The organism is Lacinutrix sp. (genome assembly GCF_029238095.1).
Lineage (GTDB): Bacteria > Bacteroidota > Bacteroidia > Flavobacteriales > Flavobacteriaceae > Lacinutrix.
Genome location: NZ_JAQWGS010000015.1, coordinates 35,853 through 58,633, shown reverse-complemented (window position 1 = coordinate 58,633; position 22,781 = coordinate 35,853). Strand labels below are relative to the sequence as shown.

At 31.5% G+C, this 22,781-nt stretch carries 21 protein-coding genes and 1 pseudogene; 18 read left to right on the top strand and 4 right to left on the bottom strand.

The features are described from left to right. The first annotated feature begins 3 nt into the window (after positions 1–3). The 8 genes from iadA (at position 4) to P8H50_RS04815 (ending at position 9,962) form a co-directional block, all read left to right on the top strand. Positions 4–1,146 (top strand): beta-aspartyl-peptidase, encoded by a 1,143-nt coding sequence (iadA, locus tag P8H50_RS04850; RefSeq protein WP_300206174.1) that lies wholly within the window; start codon positions 4–6, stop codon positions 1,144–1,146. A gap of 19 nt (positions 1,147–1,165) precedes the next feature. Further along, entirely contained in the window at positions 1,166–2,473 is a 1,308-nt protein-coding gene (locus P8H50_RS04845) for a porin (RefSeq protein WP_300206172.1), read from the top strand. A 2-nt stretch (positions 2,474–2,475) separates the two neighbouring features. Further along, the gene (locus P8H50_RS04840) at positions 2,476–4,008 is read left to right on the top strand and encodes a M14 family metallocarboxypeptidase (RefSeq protein ID WP_300206170.1); all 1,533 of its coding nucleotides are present in this window, start codon (positions 2,476–2,478) and stop codon (positions 4,006–4,008) included. Further along, a complete protein-coding gene (locus tag P8H50_RS04835; protein ID WP_300206168.1) occupies positions 4,008–5,252 on the top strand; it encodes a porin in 1,245 nt (414 codons plus the stop codon). The genes P8H50_RS04840 and P8H50_RS04835 overlap by 1 nt, the downstream gene beginning before the upstream one ends. Position 5,253: 1 nt before the next feature. Beyond that, positions 5,254–6,450 (top strand): T9SS type A sorting domain-containing protein, encoded by a 1,197-nt coding sequence (locus P8H50_RS04830; RefSeq protein ID WP_300206166.1) that lies wholly within the window; start codon positions 5,254–5,256, stop codon positions 6,448–6,450. A 463-nt stretch (positions 6,451–6,913) separates the two neighbouring features. Continuing rightward, positions 6,914–7,372, top strand: coding sequence for an RNA methyltransferase (locus tag P8H50_RS04825; protein WP_300206164.1), 459 nt, complete (start codon positions 6,914–6,916; stop codon positions 7,370–7,372). Positions 7,373–7,399: 27 nt separating this feature from the next. Beyond that, positions 7,400–8,281, top strand: a complete 882-nt coding sequence (gene era / locus P8H50_RS04820) for a GTPase Era (protein ID WP_300206162.1) — start codon at positions 7,400–7,402, stop codon at positions 8,279–8,281. A 151-nt stretch (positions 8,282–8,432) separates the two neighbouring features. After that, positions 8,433–9,962 (top strand): choice-of-anchor I family protein, encoded by a 1,530-nt coding sequence (locus P8H50_RS04815; protein ID WP_300206160.1) that lies wholly within the window; start codon positions 8,433–8,435, stop codon positions 9,960–9,962. A gap of 48 nt (positions 9,963–10,010) precedes the next feature. Here the strand turns inward: P8H50_RS04815 and P8H50_RS04810 are convergent, their stop codons facing one another. Continuing rightward, positions 10,011–10,505: a GTP-binding protein gene (locus tag P8H50_RS04810; protein WP_300206158.1), complete on the bottom strand. Its 495-nt coding sequence runs from the start codon at positions 10,503–10,505 to the stop codon at positions 10,011–10,013. A gap of 98 nt (positions 10,506–10,603) precedes the next feature. Here P8H50_RS04810 and der point away from each other — a divergent pair, with 98 nt between their 5' ends. Together der and P8H50_RS04800 are read left to right on the top strand one after the other, a co-directional pair. Then, entirely contained in the window at positions 10,604–11,911 is a 1,308-nt protein-coding gene (der, locus tag P8H50_RS04805; RefSeq protein WP_300206156.1) for a ribosome biogenesis GTPase Der, read from the top strand. Positions 11,912–11,968: 57 nt separating this feature from the next. Next, positions 11,969–12,538 (top strand): annotated as a pseudogene (locus P8H50_RS04800) (hypothetical protein). A gap of 269 nt (positions 12,539–12,807) precedes the next feature. Here the strand turns inward: P8H50_RS04800 and P8H50_RS04795 are convergent. Next, positions 12,808–13,137, bottom strand: coding sequence for a MerR family transcriptional regulator (locus P8H50_RS04795; RefSeq protein WP_300206154.1), 330 nt, complete (start codon positions 13,135–13,137; stop codon positions 12,808–12,810). Beyond that, complete coding sequence (locus P8H50_RS04790) at positions 13,137–14,108, bottom strand: M23 family metallopeptidase (protein WP_300206153.1); 972 nt, start codon at positions 14,106–14,108, stop codon at positions 13,137–13,139. Before P8H50_RS04790 ends, P8H50_RS04795 begins: the two co-directional genes overlap by 1 nt. Before the next feature lie 222 nt (positions 14,109–14,330). Here P8H50_RS04790 and alaS point away from each other — a divergent pair, with 222 nt between their 5' ends. From alaS to P8H50_RS04775, 3 genes are all read left to right on the top strand, one after another. Then, complete coding sequence (gene alaS, locus P8H50_RS04785) at positions 14,331–16,946, top strand: alanine--tRNA ligase (protein ID WP_300206151.1); 2,616 nt, start codon at positions 14,331–14,333, stop codon at positions 16,944–16,946. A 79-nt stretch (positions 16,947–17,025) separates the two neighbouring features. Beyond that, entirely contained in the window at positions 17,026–17,970 is a 945-nt protein-coding gene (locus P8H50_RS04780) for a GSCFA domain-containing protein (RefSeq protein WP_300206150.1), read from the top strand. 132 nt (positions 17,971–18,102) lie between these two features. Further along, positions 18,103–18,411 carry a DUF4230 domain-containing protein gene (locus P8H50_RS04775; protein WP_366900955.1) on the top strand — a complete coding sequence of 103 codons (309 nt, stop codon included), beginning with the start codon at positions 18,103–18,105 and terminating at the stop codon, positions 18,409–18,411. Here P8H50_RS04775 and P8H50_RS04770 read toward each other — a convergent pair. Continuing rightward, positions 18,406–18,699 (bottom strand): rhodanese-like domain-containing protein, encoded by a 294-nt coding sequence (locus tag P8H50_RS04770; protein ID WP_300206148.1) that lies wholly within the window; start codon positions 18,697–18,699, stop codon positions 18,406–18,408. The genes P8H50_RS04775 and P8H50_RS04770 overlap by 6 nt on opposite strands. Before the next feature lie 88 nt (positions 18,700–18,787). Here P8H50_RS04770 and P8H50_RS04765 point away from each other — a divergent pair, with 88 nt between their 5' ends. The 5 genes from P8H50_RS04765 to paaC all read left to right on the top strand — a co-directional run bounded on the left by P8H50_RS04765 (position 18,788) and on the right by paaC (position 22,769). Continuing rightward, positions 18,788–19,357 carry a TetR/AcrR family transcriptional regulator gene (locus P8H50_RS04765; protein WP_300206146.1) on the top strand — a complete coding sequence of 190 codons (570 nt, stop codon included), beginning with the start codon at positions 18,788–18,790 and terminating at the stop codon, positions 19,355–19,357. Between the two features lie 67 nt (positions 19,358–19,424). Then, positions 19,425–20,498 carry a 2Fe-2S iron-sulfur cluster-binding protein gene (locus tag P8H50_RS04760; RefSeq protein ID WP_300206144.1) on the top strand — a complete coding sequence of 358 codons (1,074 nt, stop codon included), beginning with the start codon at positions 19,425–19,427 and terminating at the stop codon, positions 20,496–20,498. Between the two features lie 68 nt (positions 20,499–20,566). After that, the gene (gene paaA / locus P8H50_RS04755; protein WP_300206142.1) at positions 20,567–21,523 is read left to right on the top strand and encodes a 1,2-phenylacetyl-CoA epoxidase subunit PaaA; all 957 of its coding nucleotides are present in this window, start codon (positions 20,567–20,569) and stop codon (positions 21,521–21,523) included. A gap of 98 nt (positions 21,524–21,621) precedes the next feature. Then, positions 21,622–21,912, top strand: a complete 291-nt coding sequence (gene paaB, locus P8H50_RS04750; protein WP_300206140.1) for a 1,2-phenylacetyl-CoA epoxidase subunit PaaB — start codon at positions 21,622–21,624, stop codon at positions 21,910–21,912. A 101-nt stretch (positions 21,913–22,013) separates the two neighbouring features. After that, positions 22,014–22,769, top strand: a complete 756-nt coding sequence (paaC, locus tag P8H50_RS04745) for a 1,2-phenylacetyl-CoA epoxidase subunit PaaC (RefSeq protein ID WP_300206138.1) — start codon at positions 22,014–22,016, stop codon at positions 22,767–22,769. Positions 22,770–22,781: the final 12 nt, after the last annotated feature.

Genomic DNA, 22,781 nt, shown 5'->3' with positions numbered 1-22,781 from the left:
TATATGATTAAATTAATACAAAATACAGAACTATATACCCCTAAATATTTAGGTAAAAAAGATATTTTAATTGCTGGGAATAAAATTGTGGCCATTGCTGATAATTTAGATGTTTATAAAAACGAAGCCGAAGTTTTTAATGCCGAAGGTAAAATAGTAACACCTGGTTTAATAGACCAACATATTCACATTACTGGTGCAGGCGGAAAAGATGGATTTTCATCTATGACGCCTGAAATTAATTTAAGCGAACTCATTGCATGCGGTACCACAACTGTAGTTGGTTTATTGGGAACTGATGGCACTATAAGAAATATCAAAGTGCTTTATGCAAAAGCAAAATCTTTAGAGAGTGATGGCATTTCAGCTTATATGTTTTGTGGCTATTATGGATTAGATTCTGTAACCATTACAGATAGCATTCAAAGCGATATGATATTTATAGATAATATTTTAGGCTGTAAAATAGCCATTAGTGATATACGATCATCGTACCCAACTGCATTAGAGTTAGTTAGAAAATTACGTGATGTAAGAGTTGGCGGTTTTATAGGGAATAAAAAAGGAATACTCCACGTACATCTTGGAAATTTAGACACTAAAATGGATGTGCTTTTCGAGTTAGTTAACGAATATAAATTTCCAATTGAACATATTTCACCAACACATGTTGGTCGTACCAAAGAACTTTTTGACCAGGCTATGGAATTTGCCAAACTTGGCGGTATCATTGATATTACAACAGGGGCGTCTAAATATACAGACCCCTATAAATCGGTTTTATACGCACTAGAAAACGGAGTTAGTATAGATAATATGACTTTCAGTACAGATGGAAACGCAGGCCTAACAAAGTTTGATGATACAGGAAATGCTATTGGAGTTCGGAAAGCACCAATTCATAAAAATCTTGAAGAAGTGGTTTTGTTAATTAAAGATGGTGGCGTTTCAATTTCAGAGGCATTCAAACTAATTACTACAAATCCAGCTCGAAATCTAGGACTTAAACATAAAGGTAAAATAGAAGTTGGTTATGATGCAGATTTGTGCTGTTTTACAGAAAATTTAAAGCTAACAGATGTGTTTGCTAAAGGACAACAAATGATGCATAATGGAACCATAATTGTTAAAGGAAATTTTGAATAATAGTTTTAATTATAAAAGTATGAAAGGTTTTAAAATAACTTGTCTTTGTGTATTTGTTTTCCTAGGTATATCTGTTAGAGCGCAAGAGGTAAAATTAGATACCTATAAATTTGGGGAAGGGCTAAATTTTAGTACCAATGATGGTTATACAATGAGAATAACTGGTTATTTACAGCCTTACATGGAGACAAAAACGTTTACAGATGTTGATGAAAACAGCACTCAAAATCGTTTTAGAATGCGTCGTATTAGGCTACGTTTTGATGGAAATTTAAAAAATGAGCGTTTTAAATACAGATTTGCATTTGACTTAAGTGGAACTTCTGAAGCTGGAGATGCCTCTACCAATAATTTCCTGTTAGATGCTTTTGTTTCTTATGACATAACTAATCGGATTAAAGCAACATTTGGACAGCGGTCAACATTTACAGATAACCGTGAGTTATTCATGCTTTCAAATACACTTCAATTAGTTGAACGAAGTCGCGTAACGTCTGCTTTTGCAAGTATACGAGAGTTTGGTTTGTTTTTAGAAGGAGGTTTCAAAACTGGTAAAGGGTCTTATCTAAAGCCTTATTTTGTTTTAACAAATGGAGATGGCGGTAATGTGCTTCAAAGAGATTTTGGCGGACTAAAAATTGGTGGTAGAATAGATTATTTACCATTTGGTTTATTTACAAACTTTGGTCAATTTAGACAGGCAGATATAGTTAGAGAGCGCACACCAAAATTAGTTGTTGGAGCTAATTTTAGCCATAATAATGGTATGAGTAGTAGACGTGGTCGCGATAGTGGTACTATTCTTTATTTAAATGATAATGACGAAGAATCATTACCAGACTACACAAAATATGGTGTTGATTTTCTTTTTAAATATCAAGGATTTTCCGCACTTGGTGAATATGTTAAAACCACAGCTAGTGTCCCAGGTGATATAACACAACGTGTTAGAAATGATGGTTCTACATCAACAACGTTTGATGTAAATGGTATACAAGATGTAGAGAATTATGTAAAAGGGAGAATGATGTTAGGAGAAGCCTGCAATATACAAGCTGGTTATTTATTTAAAAATGGTATATCGCTCGATGCTCGTTACACACACTTAAAAGCAGATGACCATTCATTTCTAAATAATGCTACGTTTTATAATAGACCTAATTATTATACCATAGGAATCAGTAAGTATTTATCACGGAGTTACGGAGCTAAAATTCAAGCCGATTGGACTTACATTGATGGTAGTGATGGTATAAACAATAACGAGGGAATTACAATTCCTGGAAACGAACATTTAGCCAGAATCATGCTAACATTTGCTTTTTAAAGATGAAATATATAGTGATTTTAATAATCGTTCTTTATTGTTCAGTAAATACGTTTGCGCAGTTAAATCCGCAATCTAAACAAATTACACAAAAGTTTTTTCCAGAAATTGAAACCTTGGAAAATACAACACCAGCGTTACAAAAGAACAAAGGATTTACGGATTATGATGATTTGATGTTGTTCCTAAATAATTTAGTAGAACAACATCCTGAAAATATTAAATTAAATTTTATTGGAAAAAGTCAAAAAGGATATCAAATTCCGTTAGTTCTATTGGCAACACAAAATACTAAAGAGAAAATAAAAGTTTGGATGCAAGGTGGATTACATGGTAATGAGCCAGCAAGTACTGAAGGCATGTTATATCTGTTAGACAAGCTTTTAAATGATTCAAAATACACTTATTTATTAGATGATATCGATTTGGCTATTGTGCCAATGGCAAACATTGATGGCTATTTAAAACAAGACAGATATGCTGCAAACGGTTTAGATTTAAATAGAGACCAAACCAAATTAATGGCACCAGAAAGTGTGTCTTTAAAGCAGGCATTTTCAGATTTTAATCCAGAAATAGGATTGGATTTTCATGAATACAGACCATATCGAAAAGATTTTACTCAGTTAAGTGATTTCGGAATTACGTCACTGTTTGATGCCATGTTTTTATATAGTGGAAATTTGAATGTACCTGAAAATATTCGAACATTAACAGATACATTATTTGTTGAAAATGCCAGACGAATACTAGACAAGAATGAGTTAAAACACCATGACTATATTTCTACTGGAAAATATGGTGGCGAAATTCATTTTAATCAAGGGTCAACCAATGCACGCTCAAGTGCAACAAACTATGCCCTAACCAACACAATTTCGACTTTGTTTGAGATTAGAGGTGTTGGCATTGGAAGAACATCTTTTAAAAGAAGAATTAATACAACTTTTTTAATAGCTGTATCCTATTTAGAAACGGCAAGTGCTAACATAACTTTGGTGAAAAATGAAATAAATAAAGCCATAAACCAGCAAAATGATGTGGTTGTTACAAGTAAAAAAACAATTGAAAAAGGGACGTTAGAAATTATAGATTTAGATACTAATAAGATTATAGAATTAGATGTTACGATAAGAGATGGTTTAAGATCGCAAGCAAATTTAATAAGAGAAAGACCATTAGCTTACTTAGTTGATGCAAATCAAACAGAGATTATAGAAAAATTAAAAACATTAGGTGTAACCATTGAAACACTAACCGAAGACCAAGAAGTTGAAGTAGAAACCTATAAGATTTCTGAATACGAAAGAGATTCAAAGAAATACGAAAAAATGAATCTTCAAACAGTAGAAACAATAATTGAAACTAAAAACATTCAATTCCCAAAAGGGACTTATAAAATAAATATCAATCAAAGAAGAGCTAATATTATTCTTGAAGTTTTAGAACCCGAAGCGCCAAATAGCTTTGTGTCATTTGGTGTACTTGAAACAGAAAAAGAAGCATATTTACCAATATATAGAATAACAAACTAATGAAGCAAATTTATACAGATATGAAAAAAATAGCATCACTAATCCTATTTTTCAGTTTATCAATACTGATAAATGCACAAGAAAGCAAAGAAAAAAATGTAGCAAGCTTTGACCTTGGTAGTGGACTGAATTTTTCTTTTAACGAAGGAAATTATCAGTTTAATTTTGGTGGTTTTGTAACACCAACATATAGCTATAGTAAAGTTTCAGGTAAGGATGGCGAAAATACATTTAATGCCAGAAACGCCTTCCTAATATTAAGCGGAAAAGCAGTTAAAGAAAAGGTGAGCTTTTTAGTTCAAACGGATTATAGTCAATCGCAACCCTTGTTAGACGCTTGGTTAGCCTATCATCTAACAAAAGATATTACCATAACATTTGGACAGAAACAAACATTTATAAATAATCGTGAGATGACGTACAGAGAAGATAGGTTGCAATTTACAAACCGAAGTTTATTGAGTCAAACGTTAAGTAATACAGGTCGTGAATTTGGTGTATTTATAGAATCTAAATTTAAAGTTGGCAACAAATTTGGTTTTGCACCCATGTTTGCATTAACATCAGGTGATGGACGTAATTCATTTGGCAATGATTCTCGAGATTCAGATTTAGGTGGCTTAAAAGTTGGTGGTCGTTTAGATTTGTATCCTTTAGGCTTCTTTACAGATGGGAATGATTTATTTAGTGCAGATTTAGCACATGAAGAAAATTTGAAACTTGTTATTGGAGCAGCTGCAAGTAAAAATTTTGGAGCGAGTAATGCTAACGGAGAAGGTCATGGAGACTTCCTTTTATTTAGTGCAAATGGAAGTGAAAATCTTCCTGATTACTCACAAGCCTACATTGACTTATTGTTAAAATACAAAGGCTTTTCATTATTAGCAGAATATGCCATTGCACGCGCAGAAGGTTTAGATTTAGTTTACACAGATGAAGCTGCAACACAAATTTTAGCGCCTCAACAAATAAGTGAATTTTTAGTATTAGGTGATAGCTACAATGTCCAAGCAGGCTATGTTACTAAAAAGGGTTTTGGTTTTGATTTGAGATATGAAAGTGCTACACCAGAATTTGAATCTAACCTCAATTCTTTATTAACAGATTACAGTGGTTTTACATTGGGTTTAACCAAATATTTTGATAACAATAATTTAAAAATGCAAGCCTCAATAAGCAGTATAGATATTAAAAATGTTGGAAATCAAACTGTTGGTGAGTTCTTAATTCAAATTGTTTTCTAGAATGAAAAACCATCTTTTTTTATTTTCTTTTTTGCTTTTTTCGGGTTTAATTTATACTCAAAATTTAAATTCAAATACAACAGGTTCTTTTATTTTTACGCCTCAATCTCCTGTAAACAGGCCACCTATTGAAGTGTTTTATCATATTCCATCTGGTAATATCACAACTATGCCTATATTGATGTCCTTTCATGGTGCCAATAGAGATGGAGCCAATTACAGAGATTATTGGATAAGTATGGCAAATTCAAATGGATTTATGGTTTTTGCGCCTGAATTTACTAATGTTAATTATCCTGGTCTGGGAGATAATTACCTTATGGGTAATGTTTTTGTGGACGGTGATAACCCAACACAATTAGAGTTTAACGATCCCAATGAATGGACATTTTCTGTCATAGAACCTCTCTTTGAATATATTAAGAATGATATTTCTGGAGTACAAGAAACCTATAGTGCTTGGGGTCATTCTGGTGGTGCTCAATTTTTGCATCGTTTTGCACTTTTTGTGCCAGATAGTAAGTTGGGAATAGGCGTATGTTCAAATTCGGGCTGGTACACTGTGCCAGAATCAGGTGTTGATTATCCTTATGGTACAGGACTTCCATTTGGATCAACAAATGAGGATTTGTTTATTTTTTTTCAAAATTTAACTACACCACTAAATGTTACTTTGGAGCAATTCTTTGGTAAAGAGTTAGTCATACATTTAGGAACAAATGATACAGATCCAAATTCTCCAGCTCTAAGACATAATGATATTTTAGATGCACAACAAGGCTTAAATCGATATGTAAGAGGTCAGTATTTTTTTAACACAAGTCAAACTACTTCTACTGATATAAGTTTACCATTTAACTGGGAAAAGCATGAAGTTACAGGTATTGGTCATAATGCTCAACTTATGGCAAATGATGCTTTACAGTTTTTTTTACCAAATATTCTTTCTGTTGATTCGGTTGAAGAAAATAAATTTATTAAAATTTATCCGAACCCAATATACTCAAGTTATATCAATTTTAGTACAAACCTAAGCACTCCAATTTCTGTTTCTATTTATAATATTATGGGAATAGAGATATTCAAAAGAATAATTGAAGACCATGTTTTAAATGTTTCTAATCTTGATACTGGTATTTATTTTATAAAAATTCAATCAAATACATTTTCAACAACAAAAAAAATAATAAAAAAATAGAAATTCAATTTTTAATTATATGCATTACATAAAAAATAGAACTATATCTTTGGATTATTTGGGTATTAAAAACTCAACTACCAACTATCAGCTGGGTTTGTAGACTTCCCCTTATTAAGACACCTCTAAATTCAGCAAATTTTCATTATTGGTATTAAAATGGGTATTTTTGATATCATTAGAAAGAATGGTTTTTAGTATAATGTAAATTCAAAATACAACATTTAACTACCTAGTAGTTTTGAAAATTGAGCTAAGCTATATGTAATTGAGTTCGATATTTTTTCTGTCTGCTCTACTAGTAAAGCTTCACATAAATGTGGAGCTTTTTTTTGCACTAAAATCAAGGTTTTAGAGTTTTTCCTGTGTTTTTTTACTTATAACAAACATATTAAGGCAGATAAAGTTGCTAGTGTAAAATAGAGTATCTCCGCATTTAGTATAAAATATTTATTTTTACAGAATGATAGACAACTTCGAAAACGAATATTTTGGTATTGGCATCCAAAATGGTAAAACACCAGAAAATCTTGGTGTTCTTTGGCGTTCTGCTCAAAATTTAGGTGCAAGTTTTATTTTTACTATTGGTAACCGTTATGCAAAACAAGCCTGCGACACGCATAATGCTGTTAAAGCAATGCCTTATTTTCATTACGATAACTTCGATGAATTCTATAACCACCTACCAAAAGGTGCAAGACTCATAGGTGTAGAATTAACAGATAAAGCCATAGATTTAGAAACTTTCAATCATCCAAGACGTTGTGTTTATTTATTGGGAGCAGAGGATCACGGTTTGTCTAAGCAAGCGATTGAGAAAAGTCATTATTTAGTGAAATTTAAGTCTCAATTAAGCTTAAATGTTTCGGTCGCAGGAAGTATTATAATGTATGATAGAGGAATAAATAAACCAAGGTTGTAACTTTGTAGTCATTAAAATAATAATAGAATGAGTCATAAAGCAGGTTTTGTAAATATTATAGGTAATCCAAACGTTGGTAAATCTACATTAATGAATGCTTTTGTTGGAGAAAAACTATCCATTATTACCTCAAAAGCACAAACTACAAGGCATCGAATATTAGGTATAGTAAATGGTGAAAATTTTCAAGTTGTTTTAAGTGATACGCCTGGAATTATTAAACCAGCTTATGAGCTACAAGCCTCTATGATGGATTTTGTAAAATCGGCATTCGATGATGCAGATTTACTAATTTACATGGTAGAAATTGGAGAGAAAGAACTTAAAGACGAAGCATTCTTTAAGAAAATCACTAGTGCAAAAATTCCTGTTTTATTACTATTAAATAAAATAGATAAATCCAATCAGGCGCAATTAGAAGAACAAGTGCAATTATGGGCAGAAAAAGTACCAAATGCAGAGATTATTGCTATTTCGGCTTTAGAAGGTTTTAATGTTAAAGAAGTTTTTGATAAAATTATAGAATTACTTCCAGAATCTCCACCATACTATCCAAAGGATCAATTAACAGATAAACCAGAGCGTTTTTTTATAAACGAAACTATTAGAGAAAAAATATTAATACACTACAAAAAGGAAATTCCTTACGCTGTAGAGATTGATACTGAAGAGTTTTTTGAAGAAGAAACAATAATACGAGTAAGATCAGTTATTATGGTCGAGCGCGAAACGCAAAAAGGGATCATTATTGGGCATAAAGGAAGTGCTTTAAAGCGTGTTGGTGTAGAAGCTAGAAAAGATTTAGAAAAATTCTTTGGAAAGCAAATTCACCTAGAACTTTATGTAAAAGTCAATAAAAACTGGAGAAGTAATCAACGACAATTAAAACGTTTTGGGTATAATCAATAACCTGATGTAAATATCAATTTTACATCTAGATAATGTTTTCTTAAAATAACTAGCCTTAAAGTTAGTAATGCTTAAAGATTTCTTGTAAGTGTAATAACCTTAAATTTAAGGTAGAGTTTCAAATTTGGTATTAATTATAAAACCAAAAAATATGAAACTTTTAAACAAAACCATTTTAGCATTTTCAGCATTACTTATTTTTAATTGTCAAGATGATGATGATACACCTATTATTGAAGATCCAATAAATACTAATGTAAATTTCCAATATAAAAGTACAATAAATGTTGGTGGTGAAGCAGCTTCAGAAATATCTGCTTATGATGTAGCAACAAATAAATTATTTATTACAAATTCAGAATCTACTGAGATTTCGATTTATAATATTTCAGATTTAGATGCTCCAATACAAGAAACATCAATACCATTAAGTGCATTTGGAGCACCAAATAGCGTGTCTGTTTATAATGGAAAATTAGCAATAGCTGTAGAAGCTTTAGTTAAGCAAGATCCTGGAAAAATTATGGTTTATGACACTTCAGATATGACATTACTTAATCAATATACTGTTGGTGCATTACCAGATATGGTAACGTTTTCAAAATCAGGCAATTTAATTATTACTGCAAATGAAGGCGAGCCAAATGACGATTATACTATAGATCCTATGGGAACTATTAGTATCATAGATTTAAATGATGACTCAGTTACAACTTTAGATTTTTCATCTTTTAATTCGCAAGAAGCGTCATTAGAGACACAAGGATTTAGAGTGTTTGGTCCAAATGCAGATTTGGCTAAAGATGTTGAGCCAGAATATATTGCAGTATCTGACGATTCTCAAACAGCTTGGGTGTCTTTACAAGAAAATAACGGAATTGCTAAAATTAATTTAACAACAAAAACTATTGAAGCAATTTATCCGTTAGGATATAAAGATCATAGTTTACCACAAAACTCTTTAGATGCTAGTAATGAAGATGGTGTTAAAGAATTAAAAAATTGGCCAATTAGAGGGTTGTTTCAACCAGATGCTATCGTGTATGTTAATATTGCAGGTGTAGATTACGTGATTTCTGCAAACGAAGGAGACGCAAGAGAATATGAAGGTACACCTGGATATGTAGGTGAAGATAGAATTAAAGATGTCGTTTTAGATCCAACAGTTTTTCCTGCTTCAGAAGATTATCAAAACGAAGCAAATTTAGGACGTTTAAAAATGATGTTATCTGAAGGAGATATTGATAATGATGGAGATTATGATGAAATATATTCTTATGGAGCCAGATCTTTTACAATTTGGAATGGTAATGGACAACAAGTTTATGATAGTGGAAACAGTATTGCTACAGAGACACTAGCAGCAACACCAGCTACTTTTAATGATGATGATGGTAGAAGTGATGATAAAGGTGCAGAACCAGAAAGTGTAGAAGTATTAAATATTGGAGATCAACGTTATATTTTATTTGTTGGATTAGAACGTACAGATCAGATAATGGTATATGATATAACTAATCCAAATGCACCAACTTTTTTAACAATATTATCTCATAATGGTGATGAGGCTCCAGAAGGTTTGTTAATTGTACCAGCAGTTGATAGTCCTAATGGAAAAGATTTACTAATTGTTTCAAATGAAGATAGTGGTACTGTAACTATTTATCAAAACGAACAATAAATTAATTTAAAATGTTTTTAAAGCTTCAGTTTAATGCTGAAGCTTTTTTTATTCATCCAAAACACTGCTCATAAAAGTATATAAATCTGTCATTTCTTTTTGATTTGAAGCTTTACTAACACGTCCAGAAAAATACAATACAAACCATAAAACAATCATTAAAACCATTCCCCAAATCTGTAAAGAGTAATCAACTTTTAAAGCATAATTAGAATAGGCCCAAATACAAAGTGCTATAAATAATCCAGCAACTGCAAAATGTAAAAACATAAACAAGGTCCAAACGGTTGGATTAGGACCAAACAAACCATACAATTGGCTTTTATTATGTTCAATTTTATTAATTTCTAAATGTAACTGTGGAGACCAAAACTGTTGTTTTGCTTTAGGAATTTTAATAAAAACATGGTCGTCTACTCTAGACACAATAAAATTACTTTGCGTACTTTTAGTGGCATCAAAAAGTTCTAGAAGTTTTTCGTTGTTGTATTCTATGTCGAATTTAAAACGTGGTCTTAATATTATTTCGTTTTCTAATAACATAATTTGTGTTTAAAACTTCAATTTACATTTTTTTCTTAAACTAAACACTACCTTTGCAGGCGCTTACAGGATATGTAATGCAGATAAAACATGAAATTATGAGTAATATAGTAGCAATTGTAGGAAGACCAAACGTTGGTAAATCCACTTTTTTTAATCGTTTAATTCAACGTCGTGAAGCGATTGTAGATGCCGTAAGTGGTGTTACAAGAGATCGCCATTACGGAAAAAGTGACTGGAATGGAAAAGAATTTTCTTTAATAGACACAGGAGGTTATGTAAAGGGAAGCGACGATATTTTTGAAGCTGAAATCGATAAGCAAGTAGAATTAGCAATTGAAGAAGCAGATGCTATTATTTTTATGGTAGATGTAGAAACAGGTGTTACAGGAATGGATGAGGATGTTGCAACATTATTACGTAAAGTCACAAAACCAGTCTTTTTAGTTGTTAATAAAGTAGATAACGGAAAAAGAGCAGAAGATGCAGTAGAATTTTACAGTTTAGGTTTAGGAGAATACTTCACTATTGCTAGTATAAACGGAAGTGGGACAGGAGATTTATTAGACGCTTTAGTAAAAGCGCTTCCTGAGAAAGAACAAGACGAAGAACAAGACGAGTTACCAAGATTTGCAGTAGTTGGTAGACCAAATGCAGGAAAGTCTTCTTTTATAAATGCTTTAATTGGAAAGGATAGATATATAGTAACAGATATTGCTGGTACAACAAGAGATTCTATAGATACTAAATACAATCGTTTTGGCTTCGATTTTAATTTAGTGGATACAGCAGGCATAAGAAAAAAAACTAAAGTAAAAGAAGATTTAGAATTCTATTCTGTAATGCGAAGCGTAAGAGCTATAGAACATGCAGATGTATGTTTATTAGTTGTAGACGCTAATAGAGGTTTTGATGGCCAAGTGCAAAACATCTTTTGGTTAGCCCAAAGAAATAGAAAAGGGATTGTAATTTTAGTAAATAAATGGGACTTGGTAGAAAAAGACCATAAAACAACAATAGCTTTCGAAAAACATATTCGCCAGCAATGTGAGCCATTTACAGATGTACCTATTGTATTTATATCTGCATTAACAAAGCAACGTATTTATAAAGCTATTGAAACAGCTGTTGAGGTTTATAAAAACAGAACTAAGAAAATTAAAACAAGTGTTTTAAACGATACGTTTTTACCAATTATAGAAAGCTATCCTCCACCAGCTTACAAAGGAAAATTTGTGAAAATTAAATACATTATGCAATTGCCAACACCGCAACCGCAATTTGCATTCTTTTGTAATTTACCTCAATATGTACGTGAGCCTTATAAACGTTTTTTAGAAAATAAATTACGTGATATTTTCGATTTTACAGGTGTTCCAGTTAGTGTATATATGCGTAAAAAATAAGGTTTGAAGAAAGCAGTATTACTTACAATTAGTTTTATTGTAGTATTAATTGTAGCAATGTTGTTTTGGAAAACTTCACAACATTTAAGTCATAATGTATTAGATTCATTTGGGGTAATGAATGAGAAGTTGGAGAATGCTAACTCGAATTCTTACCACGAATTAACTTTAGATGAAGAGCGTATTTTAAAACACCAATCTCAAAAAATCCAAAAACAAGGAGAGGAAATTATAAAAGCTTCAAACGAATTATACAATTACATCGAGAATTTAAAAGTTAACATGTTAGCCGAAGTTAATATGACTAAAGATAGCATGGATTTTTCTGTTATGGATAAGCCAAGTGTTCTCTTATTCAAAGACGGTAGAGTAATTGGTAACGCATTTATTTTACATATTAACACATATAGAATTCAAATGGCTGCGTTTGCTAAAACTTCTTTAAACGAGGAATTTAATATTTACATTCAAAATTCATTTAAAACAAAACATTTAAATACTACAGATTGGCTTTCTTAAGAGTTTAATGATTTTCCTGTTATTGCAACGTATACAAAGTTAACAGCAATCCAAAACGATATCAAAAAAGCCCAAAGTATGGCCTATAAAATTTTACTTAAAGAATAGCTTTTTTTTCTCTAGCTTTTTTAAAAACTTAAAAAATAACATTTCACTCACAAATTTTATAATTTCTTTAAGATTTGCACACTATAACTATACTACATTCGTTTTTTGTTTTTCATTAAACCTAAATTATGTAATAGAATTTCGTAATGAAGGTTTTGCAGTAGTGTCAAGATGTAATAGATTTTCTATTACATAATTAGGGTTAAAAAAGCTCATCAATCAAAAACATCAAATACATCATGCATAAATTATTATTTACAGCAACACTATTATAATTCATTTTTAAGTTTAATTAGTTGTGCTTTAACGCCTTCCAATTTACTAATAATTTCAAAATTGGCTAAGCTTTTCTGTTTTTCTTCTTTAATATGCGTTTTTGCACCTTCTAAAGTAAAGCCTCGCTCTTTAACTAAATGATAGATAAACTGAAGGTTTTTTATATCTTCAGGAGTAAATTTACGATTCCCTTTTGCATTTTTTTTAGGCTTAATTACATCAAATTCTTTTTCCCAGAATCTAATCAACGAAGTATTTACAGCAAAAGCTTTAGCAACTTCTCCTATGGCATAATAACGTTTTTCTGGAAGTTCTAAATGCATTAATCTAAAGATTGGTTTTCTATTGAAGAACGCTCAAGTAACTTGCTGTATTCTTCAGCTGTTAAACTTCCGTAATAGAAATTAATTGGGTTTATACGCTCACCATCTTTAAAAATTTCATAATGTAAATGTGGTGCTTCAGATCGACCTGTACTACCTACAAATCCTATTAAATCGCCTCGTTTTACTTTTTGGTTTTTACCTATGTTATATTTATACAAGTGTGCATAAAGTGAAACATAGCCATAGCCATGGTCTATTCTAATGTGGTTTCCATAACCTGTACTATTGCTATCTGCTCTTTCAACAACACCATCACCAGCTGCATAAATAGGTGTGCCTCTAGGCGCAGTAAAGTCCATTCCCCAATGCATTTTTCTTGTTTTGTTAAATGGGTCAGTTCGCATACCAAAACCAGAAGCCATACGTGTTAAATCTTCATTGTTTACTGGTTGAATTGCAGGAATAGATGCAAGAAGCTTTTCTTTTTCCTCAGCTAATACTGCAATTTTATCTAAAGATTTAGATTGTACAACTATTCGTTTTTGAAGGATATCTATACGTTTATTACTTTCTTTAATAAGAGTAGAGTTGTCGAAACCTTCAAAAGCTTTATATCTATTAATTCCACCAAAACCTGCTTTTCTTTGTTCTTCAGGAATAGGATTAGATTCAAAATACAAACGATAGATGTTGTTGTCTCTTTCCTCAATATTTGCAAGTACAGCTTCAGCTTCGTCCATTTTTTTGTTTAGAAGGTTGAACTGTAATTGCATGTTGCTTAACTCACGTTTTAAAGCTTTTTCATTTGGAGATTCAAAAAAATGACTTGCAATAAAAACAAAGCATATTCCTAATATTGCAGCCGAAAAAATAAACGCAACTATATATTTAAAAGTACGACGTTTTTTACGAACTATTTTACGATACGACAAGGTATCAGAATCATAATAATATTTTACCTTACTCATTATGTAAATTATACTATTTTTGCATTAAAATGGTGCTTATTATCCAGCAGCATTAATTAAAAACGTTAAACAAATATATAAATTGTTTTTTAACCTTTAAGATTAGTAAAAACAAGATTATTAACAATAACATTTTTAAGTAGCTATTAGTTAAGTTTAGTGTACTCTAAATTTTTTAGTAGTTATTTAAATTATTCAATAAAAAAATAATAAAAGCAACAAATGAAGTCTCAAGATATTCGCTCTACATTTTTAAGTTTTTTCGAAAAGAAGAAACACAGTATCGTGCAATCTGCACCAATGGTTCTTAAGGATGATCCAACTTTAATGTTTGTAAATTCTGGAATGGCTCCTTTTAAAGAATACTTTTTAGGTAATGCACAACCAAAAAATAACCGAATTGCAGATTCTCAAAAATGTTTACGTGTTTCTGGAAAACATAACGATTTAGAAGAAGTTGGTTACGATACGTATCACCATACTTTATTCGAAATGTTAGGGAACTGGTCTTTTGGAGATTACTTTAAAAAAGAAGCTATTGCTTGGGCTTGGGAGCTTTTAATAGATGTTTACAAAATTGATAAAGACATCTTATATGTTACTGTTTTTGAAGGTAGTGATGACGCAGACAACCTTAAAATGGATACTGAAGCATATGATATTTGGAAGCAGTATATTTCTGAAGACCGCATTTTAAAAGGAAACAAAAAAGATAATTTTTGGGAAATGGGAGATCAAGGACCTTGTGGACCTTGCAGTGAAATACATGTTGATATACGTTCACCTGAAGACAAAGCCAAAGTAGATGGAAAGGATTTGGTAAATAAGGATCATCCGCAAGTGGTGGAAATATGGAATCTAGTTTTTATGCAGTACAACCGTAAAGCAGATGGAAGTTTAGAAGGGTTACCAAACAAACATATTGACACAGGAATGGGTTTTGAGCGTTTATGTATGGTGCTTCAAGATGTAAAGTCTAATTACGATACAGATGTGTTTACTCCAATTATTCGAGAGATTGAGACCATTACCAACAAGGATTATGGTAAAGATGAAAAAACGGACATTGCTATTCGTGTTATTAGTGATCATGTTCGCGCAGTAGCATTTTCTATAGCAGATGGCCAATTGCCTAGTAATACTGGAGCTGGTTATGTTATAAGAAGAATTTTACGTCGTGCAGTACGTTATGGTTTTACCTTTTTAGATAAAAAAGAACCATTTATTTACCGTTTGGTAAATGTTTTAACAGAAAAAATGGGAAAAGCTTTCCCAGAATTAAAAGCGCAAAAACAACTTATAGAAAACGTAATTAAAGAAGAAGAAGCCTCTTTTTTAAGAACGCTAGATCAAGGTTTATCTATTTTAGATAGAATTGTAGATAACGCAAAAGACAAAAAAGTATCGGGTTCAAAAGTTTTCGAACTTAAAGATACGTATGGTTTCCCAGAAGATTTAACAGATTTAATTTTACGCGAAAAAGGGTTTTCTTATAATAAAGAAGAGTACAATAAACGTCTTAAAGCACAACAAGATAGAGGTCGTGAAGCTTCAGAATTAAAGTCTTACGATTGGACTGTTTTAATAGAAGATGAAGAGCAAGAATTTATAGGTTACGACCAATTAGAAGCTAAAATAAAAATTACTAAGTACCGTAAAGTAGTCTCAAAAAAAGATGGTGAAATGTACCAATTGGTGTTTAATTTAACTCCTTTTTATGCTGAGGGAGGAGGACAAGTAGGAGATAAGGGTTACATACAAGCTAATAATGGAGATGTATCTTATATAGTAGATACTAAAAAAGAGAATAATATTATTATTCACTTAACTAAAGAGTTGCCTAGAGACGTAAATCAAACATTTGTTGCTAAAGTAGATGAAAAACAACGTTACCGAACCGAGTGTAATCATACTGCAACCCATTTATTACATCAAGCATTAAGAGAAGTGTTAGGAGAACACGTTGAGCAAAAAGGAAGTGCTGTGCACTCTAAATATTTACGATTTGATTTCTCGCATTTTTCTAAAATGACTGTAGAGCAATTACGTGATGTTGAAAATTTTGTAAATGCTAGAATAGAAAGTAAATTACCATTACAGGAAGGTAGAAATATACCAATGGAAAAAGCAATAGCAGAAGGTGCTATGGCGTTATTTGGCGAGAAATATGGAGATGCAGTACGAACTGTACGTTTTGGGCAATCTATAGAGTTATGTGGTGGAACTCATGTGGATAACACTGCAGATATTTGGCATTTTAAAATTGTGTCTGAAGGTGCAGTTGCTGCTGGAATTCGTCGTATAGAAGCCATTACTAATGATGCTGTTAAGTCTTACTATCAAGATCATGATAAAGCATTTTTTGAAATGAAAGACTTACTTAATAATGCGCAAGAACCTGTTAAAGCCTTACAAAATCTTCAAGACGAAAACACTAACTTAAAAAAGCAAATTGAACAATTATTAAAGGATAAAGCAAAAAATATTAAAGGTGAACTTAAAAACGAAATCTCAGAAATAAACGGAATTAATTTTTTAGCAAAACAATTAGATTTGGATGCTTCTGGTATTAAAGATTTATGTTTTGAGTTGGGTAGTCAATTTAATAACCTCTTCTTGCTATTTGGAGCAGAAAACGATGGTAAAGCTATTTTATCATGTTACATCTCAAAAAGTCTTGTAGAAAATAACAGTTTAAATGCTGGAACAATAGTAAGAGAATTAGGAAAACACATCCAAGGTGGTGGTGGTGGACAACCATTTTTTGCAACAGCAGGAGGTAAAAATCCTGCAGGAATTAAGGATGCTCTGGAAGCTGCGAAAGGTTATATAGCTTAGTTTGTTTTTACTGTGGAATATAAAATTTACGAATTCCTGAAATAAAATATTAATTAATGAGTAAAACAGGAATCTAATTATGGAATTTCAAACCAAAATAAAACTAAAACTTCAAGGCCATAATCAAATAGATTATGACTCTAAATTAGTTTTGCTTGGTTCATGTTTTGCTGAAAATATTGGAAGTAAATTTAAGTATTATAAGTTTCAAAGTTTATTAAACCCTTTTGGTGTTTTATTTCATACTAAAGCTATAGAAACTGTTCTTAAAAAAGCAATAAATAAAGAACAATATACAGATAGCGATGTCTTTTTTTATAATGAACAATGGCATTGTTTCGATGCACATTCTCGTTTAAGTAACACATCTAGAGCACAATTATTACTCAATTTAAATACTAATTTAGAATTAATAAGCAAACAAATTAATAACGCTACTCATATTGTTATTACTCTTGGCACTGCTTGGGTTTATAATGTAATTAGTACAAATAGTACAGTTGCAAATTGTCATAAATTACCTCAAAATGAGTTTAATAAAGTATTACTTTCTATTGAAGAAATTAAACAAAGTTTACAGTCTATAATAAACAATATTAAAAGCGTAAATAGCAAGGCATCAATAGTTTTTACAGTGTCTCCAGTAAGACATTTAAAAGATGGTTTTATTGAAAACACATTAAGTAAGGCTCATTTAATATCAGCTATACATCAGGTATTAAATGAGGAAATATTTTATTTTCCTTCGTTTGAGATTATGATTGATGAGCTTAGAGATTACCGTTTTTATAAAAGTGATATGTTACATCCTAATAATACAGCAATAATATATATTTGGGAGAAGTTTATAACAGTTTGGATGACTTCAGAAGCAAACAATACAATGAAAGAGGTAGAGAATATTCAAATGGGAATGCTTCATAAGCCTTTTAATTCTCAGTCTACTGCACATCAAAAATTTCTTGATAATTTAGAAAGGAGTAAGCTTAAACTTCAAAATAAACACCAACATATTTCATTTTAACACATTAAATTTAAGTATCCTAATATTGAAACATACGATAAATAGCGTATTGTTTTTCATCATTTAAGATTTAAAGGTTTGTAAAAATAATAAAACCTCTCTCTTATATTAAAGTGATAACTAGTTCACTTTTTGCTGACGTTATACATTTTAAGTATTCCAACAGAGGAAATTAAAATTAGTCCAGATTTTGAGTATTATGACATTCAAGCAGATTTTTTTAATCCATTTCTAGCTAAAGATTATAATGCTATAAAAGAAACCGTAAACAAACAATTGTTAAAGAAAATTGAAAACTCAGAATTAAAAACAAATTCCAAAAACAGGCTCATTAGTGAGCTGTCCAAATTTCACATCTTAACAAATTCATTAGGTTGGACTCTAGAATACAACGAAAGGCCAATAAAAAATATCGAGGAATTTTATAATTTAAAATTATAATTTCTTACTTAAACTCATCCAGCCACCACCATTAACAGCTTCTATGCCTTGCGCTTTCAATATAGAAGCAGCACTGCCAGAACGCATACCACTTGTGCAACAGGTAATAATAGGTTTGTTAAGTTTTTTAATATCGTTAATCTTTCCGTTTATAACTTGTAAAGGAATATTTTTGGCACCTTGTTTATATTCATTTACTGTTCTAACATCTATAATAATAGCATCTCTTGTTAATAAATCTTTAATTTTATCATTTTTATTACCAAATAAAACATCTAATAAGCCCATAATATATTTTTTTACAAAATACAGAATTTCTTTTCAAAGTCTAAGTAACAAAAGTTACAACTTATTTTTTTATATTCATTAAATATATATGAAACTAGAAACACGTAAACACGAAATAATAAAAACTGCAGCAAAACTTTTTAAAGAAAAAGGATATAGCGCAGTTACCATGCGAGACATAGCTACAGCAATGGGAATAAAAGCAGCAAGCTTATATAACCACATAAGCTCAAAACAAGAAATTTTAAAAGAAATTATTATATCTCTAGCAGAAGAATTTACAACAGGTATGGAACTAATTGTGAATTCAAATAATAGTAACCTCGATAAATTAAGTCAAATAATAACTTTGCATGTTACAATAACAACTAATAATACTTCAGGAATGGCATCTTTAAATAACGATTGGATGCATCTTGAAGATCAATTAGAATATTACCTTGAGCTAAGAAATAATTACGAAAAAACTTTTTTAAGCATCATCAATCAAGGAATCAAGTCTTCAGAAATTAAGAAAGTCAATCCAGAAATTATTATGTTTTCTATGCTCTCCACTTTACGTTCATTATACCTATGGATTCCTAATAAAGAAGATTCTAGCGCAAACGTTATAGCAAATAACTTAAGCGCAATCCTAATTCAAGGAATTAACAAATAGTTAGCAATTTATTTTGTATTTTTGTCAGAGAAACTAACAAGTGTTAGTTTTTGATTAAGTACTAAATATGGCACAATTTTATAAACTTAATATTAAAGATATTTACAAAGAGACAGATGATACTTCTGTAGTATCTTTCGAGGTTCCTGTTCATCTTCAAAGCGTTTTTAAATACGCTCAAGGACAACATTTAACTCTAAAAGCAGATATTGCAGGAGAAGATGTTAGGCGGTTTTATTCGTTGTGTTCAAGTCCGTTAGAAAACGAATGGAAGGTTGCTGTAAAACAAATTCCAGGAGGCAAATTTTCAACCTATATAAACAACGAAATAAAAGTTGGAGATCTATTAGAAGTCATGGAGCCAAGCGGTAATTTTGGCGTTTCTGTAAAACCAGAAGACTCTAAAAATTATCTTTTTTTTGCAGCAGGAAGTGGAATTACACCGGTTTTGTCAATGTTAAAAACACACCTTAAGGCAGAGCCAAATGCAACTTGTAAGTTGTTTTATGTAAACAAAACAGCGAAGTCTATTATCTTTAAAGAAGAGTTAGAGCAGCTCAGAAACACCTATTTTGGAAGATTGGAAATTTATTATTTCTTAACCAAAGAACGTCGCGACATCCAGTTATTTAATGGTCGATTTGACGATGATAAAATGAAAGTACTTACCAACACCTTTATAGATATTCCAGATACCAGCGAAGTCTTTTTATGTGGTCCCGAAAAAATGGTAAACTATGTTAGTGATTATTTAATAAATGCAGGATTACCAAAAGATTTAGTTCATTTCGAGTTGTTTGTTACAGGTCTAACAGAAGAAGATATTAAAAGAGCAGAACGTCTTGCAAAACAAAATGTTGAAGGCATCGAAATAACAATAGTCGATGGTGGTAAAGAGTTTGCTTTTACCATGACTAAAGAATACGATAATATTTTAGATGCAGCTTTAGGAGCTGGAGCCGATTTGCCTTTTGCTTGTAAAGGAGGCGTTTGTAGTACTTGTAAGTGTAAAGTAGTTGAAGGATCTGTAGAAATGAAAATTAATTACGCATTAGACGAAAAAGAGGTATCACAACAACTAGTATTAAGTTGTCAGGCAGTACCTACAACAGATAAAGTAGTCGTAGATTTCGATGTATAAAAAATAAAGAAAAAGAAAAATTAACTCGCTTGTGGTCTAAAGCCAACAGCTAAAAAAAAGCTAAAACAATGAGTGAAGCACAAATTAAAAGTTTAGAAAAGCAATTCGATGAACGTATTGCGAGAGATGAAAAAATCGAACCAAAAGATTGGATGCCAGAAAAGTATCGTAAAACACACATTCGTCAAATGTCGCAACACGCGCATTCCGAAATTGTTGGCATGCTTCCAGAAGGCAACTGGATAACTAGAGCACCATCATTAAGACGTAAAGTTGCGTTACTTGCAAAAGTTCAAGACGAAGCTGGACATGGTTTATATTTGTACTCTGCAACAGAAACTTTAGGTATTTCCCGTGAAGAAATGTACGAGCAATTACACACAGGAAAAGCTAAATATTCTTCAATATTTAATTATCCAACAATTACATGGGCAGATATGGGAGCCATTGGGTGGTTAGTAGATGGAGCAGCCATTATTAACCAAGTGCCATTATGCAATACCTCTTATGGACCATATGCAAGAGCGATGATTCGTGTATGTAAAGAAGAAAGTTTTCACCAACGTCAAGGATTTGAAATCATGATGAAACTGGCAAATGGTACACCAGAACAAAAAGAAATGGCTCAAGATGCTTTAAACCGTTGGTGGTGGCCAAGTTTAATGATGTTAGGTCCTACAGATGATGTTTCAGTGCATACAGAACAGTCGATGAAGTGGAAATTAAAACGTAAATCTAACGACGATTTGCGTCAGCAATTTATAGATCAAACCGTACCTCAAGCAGAATTAATTGGCTTAACTATTCCAGATCCAGATTTAAAATGGAATGAAGAAAAAGGTATGTATGATTTTGGAGAAATTAATTGGGATGAGTTCTGGCAAGTAGTTAAAGGTCATGGTCCAATGAATAAAGAACGAATGAAAGCTAGAGTAGGTGCCTGGGAAGAAGGAACTTGGGTTCGTGATGCAGCTATGGCTTATGCAGAAAAGAAAAGAAATAGAAAAGAAAAACGAGTAGTTTAAATTTCTTCATTAGTTCAAGTAATTTTCTTTTGTATTTTAAACAATCAAAACTTAAAACAATAGAATCGAGAACAACATGAAATAATAAAAAACAAATTATGTCTGATAAAAAAAATTGGCCTCTTTGGGAAGTCTTCGTAAGAAGTAAAAACGGATTAGAACATCGTCACTGTGGAAGCTTACACGCAGCAGATGAAGATATGGCTTTGGAAAACGCACGCGATGTCTATACCAGACGAAGCGAAGGCGTAAGCATTTGGGTAGTAGAATCTAAACATATTACAGCATCAAATCCTGAGCATAATGGAGAATTATTCGATCCAGCTCATGATAAAGTCTATCGTCATCCAACTTTTTACGATTTACCAGACGAAGTAAAACACATGTGATTATTGCGTGGAAATAATTATAATTTTTCCGAAAGTGAAAAACTCATAAATAAAACTAAATGTCATGCTGAGCTTGTCGAAGCATCTTTTTAATAAAGAAAATGAAAAACGAAAATTTATATAATTACATACTTGGTATCGCAGACAATTCTTTAATTCTAGGACAACGAATGGGAGAGCTTTGTGGACATGGTCCAAGTTTAGAAACAGATATCGCTTGTACCAATATTTCTTTAGATTTATTTGGACAAGTACGTAGCTATTTTCAATATGCTGGAAAAATAGCAGGTGACGGTAGAACAGAAGACGATATTGCGATGCTTCGTAAAGAACGTGAATATAAAAATGTGTTATTGGTAGAACAACCAAACACAAATTTTGCCTATTCAATAGGACGTCAGTTTTTATTTGATGTGTACCATTTAGCATTTTTAGAGCAATTACAAAAAAGCACAGATTTAACCTTATCTGCAATTGCAAATAAATGTATTAAAGAAGTAAGTTACCATGAGCGTTTCTCATCAGATTGGGTTAAACGTTTTGGAGATGGTACTGAGGAAAGTAAAGCTAAAATGCAAGAAGCTATCAATGATTTGTGGACGTATACCGATGAATTATTTCATCAAACAGAAGCAGATAAAGCAATGGTTGCAGAAGGGATTGGTGTAGATGTTACAAAGTTAAAAGAAGCATATTATAAAAATGTAGGCGAGCTTTTAGAAGAGTCAACGTTAGAAATTCCAGAATCAAAATGGTTTCAAAAAGGAGGTAAAAATGGTGTTCATACAGAGCATTTAGGATACTTATTAAGCGATTTGCAATACATGCAACGTGCTTATCCTAATATGGAATGGTAAAATTCCTTTAAG

What these genes read in the sequence shown, in the direction of transcription:
- iadA (WP_300206174.1), top strand. Translation starts at nt 4, where the DNA reads ATGATTAAATTAATACAAAATACAGAACTATATACCCCTAAATATTTA.
- P8H50_RS04845 (WP_300206172.1), top strand. Translation starts at nt 1,166, where the DNA reads ATGAAAGGTTTTAAAATAACTTGTCTTTGTGTATTTGTTTTCCTAGGT.
- P8H50_RS04840 (WP_300206170.1), top strand. Translation starts at nt 2,476, where the DNA reads ATGAAATATATAGTGATTTTAATAATCGTTCTTTATTGTTCAGTAAAT.
- P8H50_RS04835 (WP_300206168.1), top strand. Translation starts at nt 4,008, where the DNA reads ATGAAGCAAATTTATACAGATATGAAAAAAATAGCATCACTAATCCTA.
- P8H50_RS04830 (WP_300206166.1), top strand. Translation starts at nt 5,254, where the DNA reads ATGAAAAACCATCTTTTTTTATTTTCTTTTTTGCTTTTTTCGGGTTTA.
- P8H50_RS04825 (WP_300206164.1), top strand. Translation starts at nt 6,914, where the DNA reads ATGATAGACAACTTCGAAAACGAATATTTTGGTATTGGCATCCAAAAT.
- era (WP_300206162.1), top strand. Translation starts at nt 7,400, where the DNA reads ATGAGTCATAAAGCAGGTTTTGTAAATATTATAGGTAATCCAAACGTT.
- P8H50_RS04815 (WP_300206160.1), top strand. Translation starts at nt 8,433, where the DNA reads ATGAAACTTTTAAACAAAACCATTTTAGCATTTTCAGCATTACTTATT.
- P8H50_RS04810 (WP_300206158.1), bottom strand. Translation starts at nt 10,505, where the DNA reads ATGTTATTAGAAAACGAAATAATATTAAGACCACGTTTTAAATTCGAC.
- der (WP_300206156.1), top strand. Translation starts at nt 10,604, where the DNA reads ATGAGTAATATAGTAGCAATTGTAGGAAGACCAAACGTTGGTAAATCC.
- P8H50_RS04795 (WP_300206154.1), bottom strand. Translation starts at nt 13,137, where the DNA reads ATGCATTTAGAACTTCCAGAAAAACGTTATTATGCCATAGGAGAAGTT.
- P8H50_RS04790 (WP_300206153.1), bottom strand. Translation starts at nt 14,108, where the DNA reads ATGAGTAAGGTAAAATATTATTATGATTCTGATACCTTGTCGTATCGT.
- alaS (WP_300206151.1), top strand. Translation starts at nt 14,331, where the DNA reads ATGAAGTCTCAAGATATTCGCTCTACATTTTTAAGTTTTTTCGAAAAG.
- P8H50_RS04780 (WP_300206150.1), top strand. Translation starts at nt 17,026, where the DNA reads ATGGAATTTCAAACCAAAATAAAACTAAAACTTCAAGGCCATAATCAA.
- P8H50_RS04770 (WP_300206148.1), bottom strand. Translation starts at nt 18,699, where the DNA reads ATGGGCTTATTAGATGTTTTATTTGGTAATAAAAATGATAAAATTAAA.
- P8H50_RS04765 (WP_300206146.1), top strand. Translation starts at nt 18,788, where the DNA reads ATGAAACTAGAAACACGTAAACACGAAATAATAAAAACTGCAGCAAAA.
- P8H50_RS04760 (WP_300206144.1), top strand. Translation starts at nt 19,425, where the DNA reads ATGGCACAATTTTATAAACTTAATATTAAAGATATTTACAAAGAGACA.
- paaA (WP_300206142.1), top strand. Translation starts at nt 20,567, where the DNA reads ATGAGTGAAGCACAAATTAAAAGTTTAGAAAAGCAATTCGATGAACGT.
- paaB (WP_300206140.1), top strand. Translation starts at nt 21,622, where the DNA reads ATGTCTGATAAAAAAAATTGGCCTCTTTGGGAAGTCTTCGTAAGAAGT.
- paaC (WP_300206138.1), top strand. Translation starts at nt 22,014, where the DNA reads ATGAAAAACGAAAATTTATATAATTACATACTTGGTATCGCAGACAAT.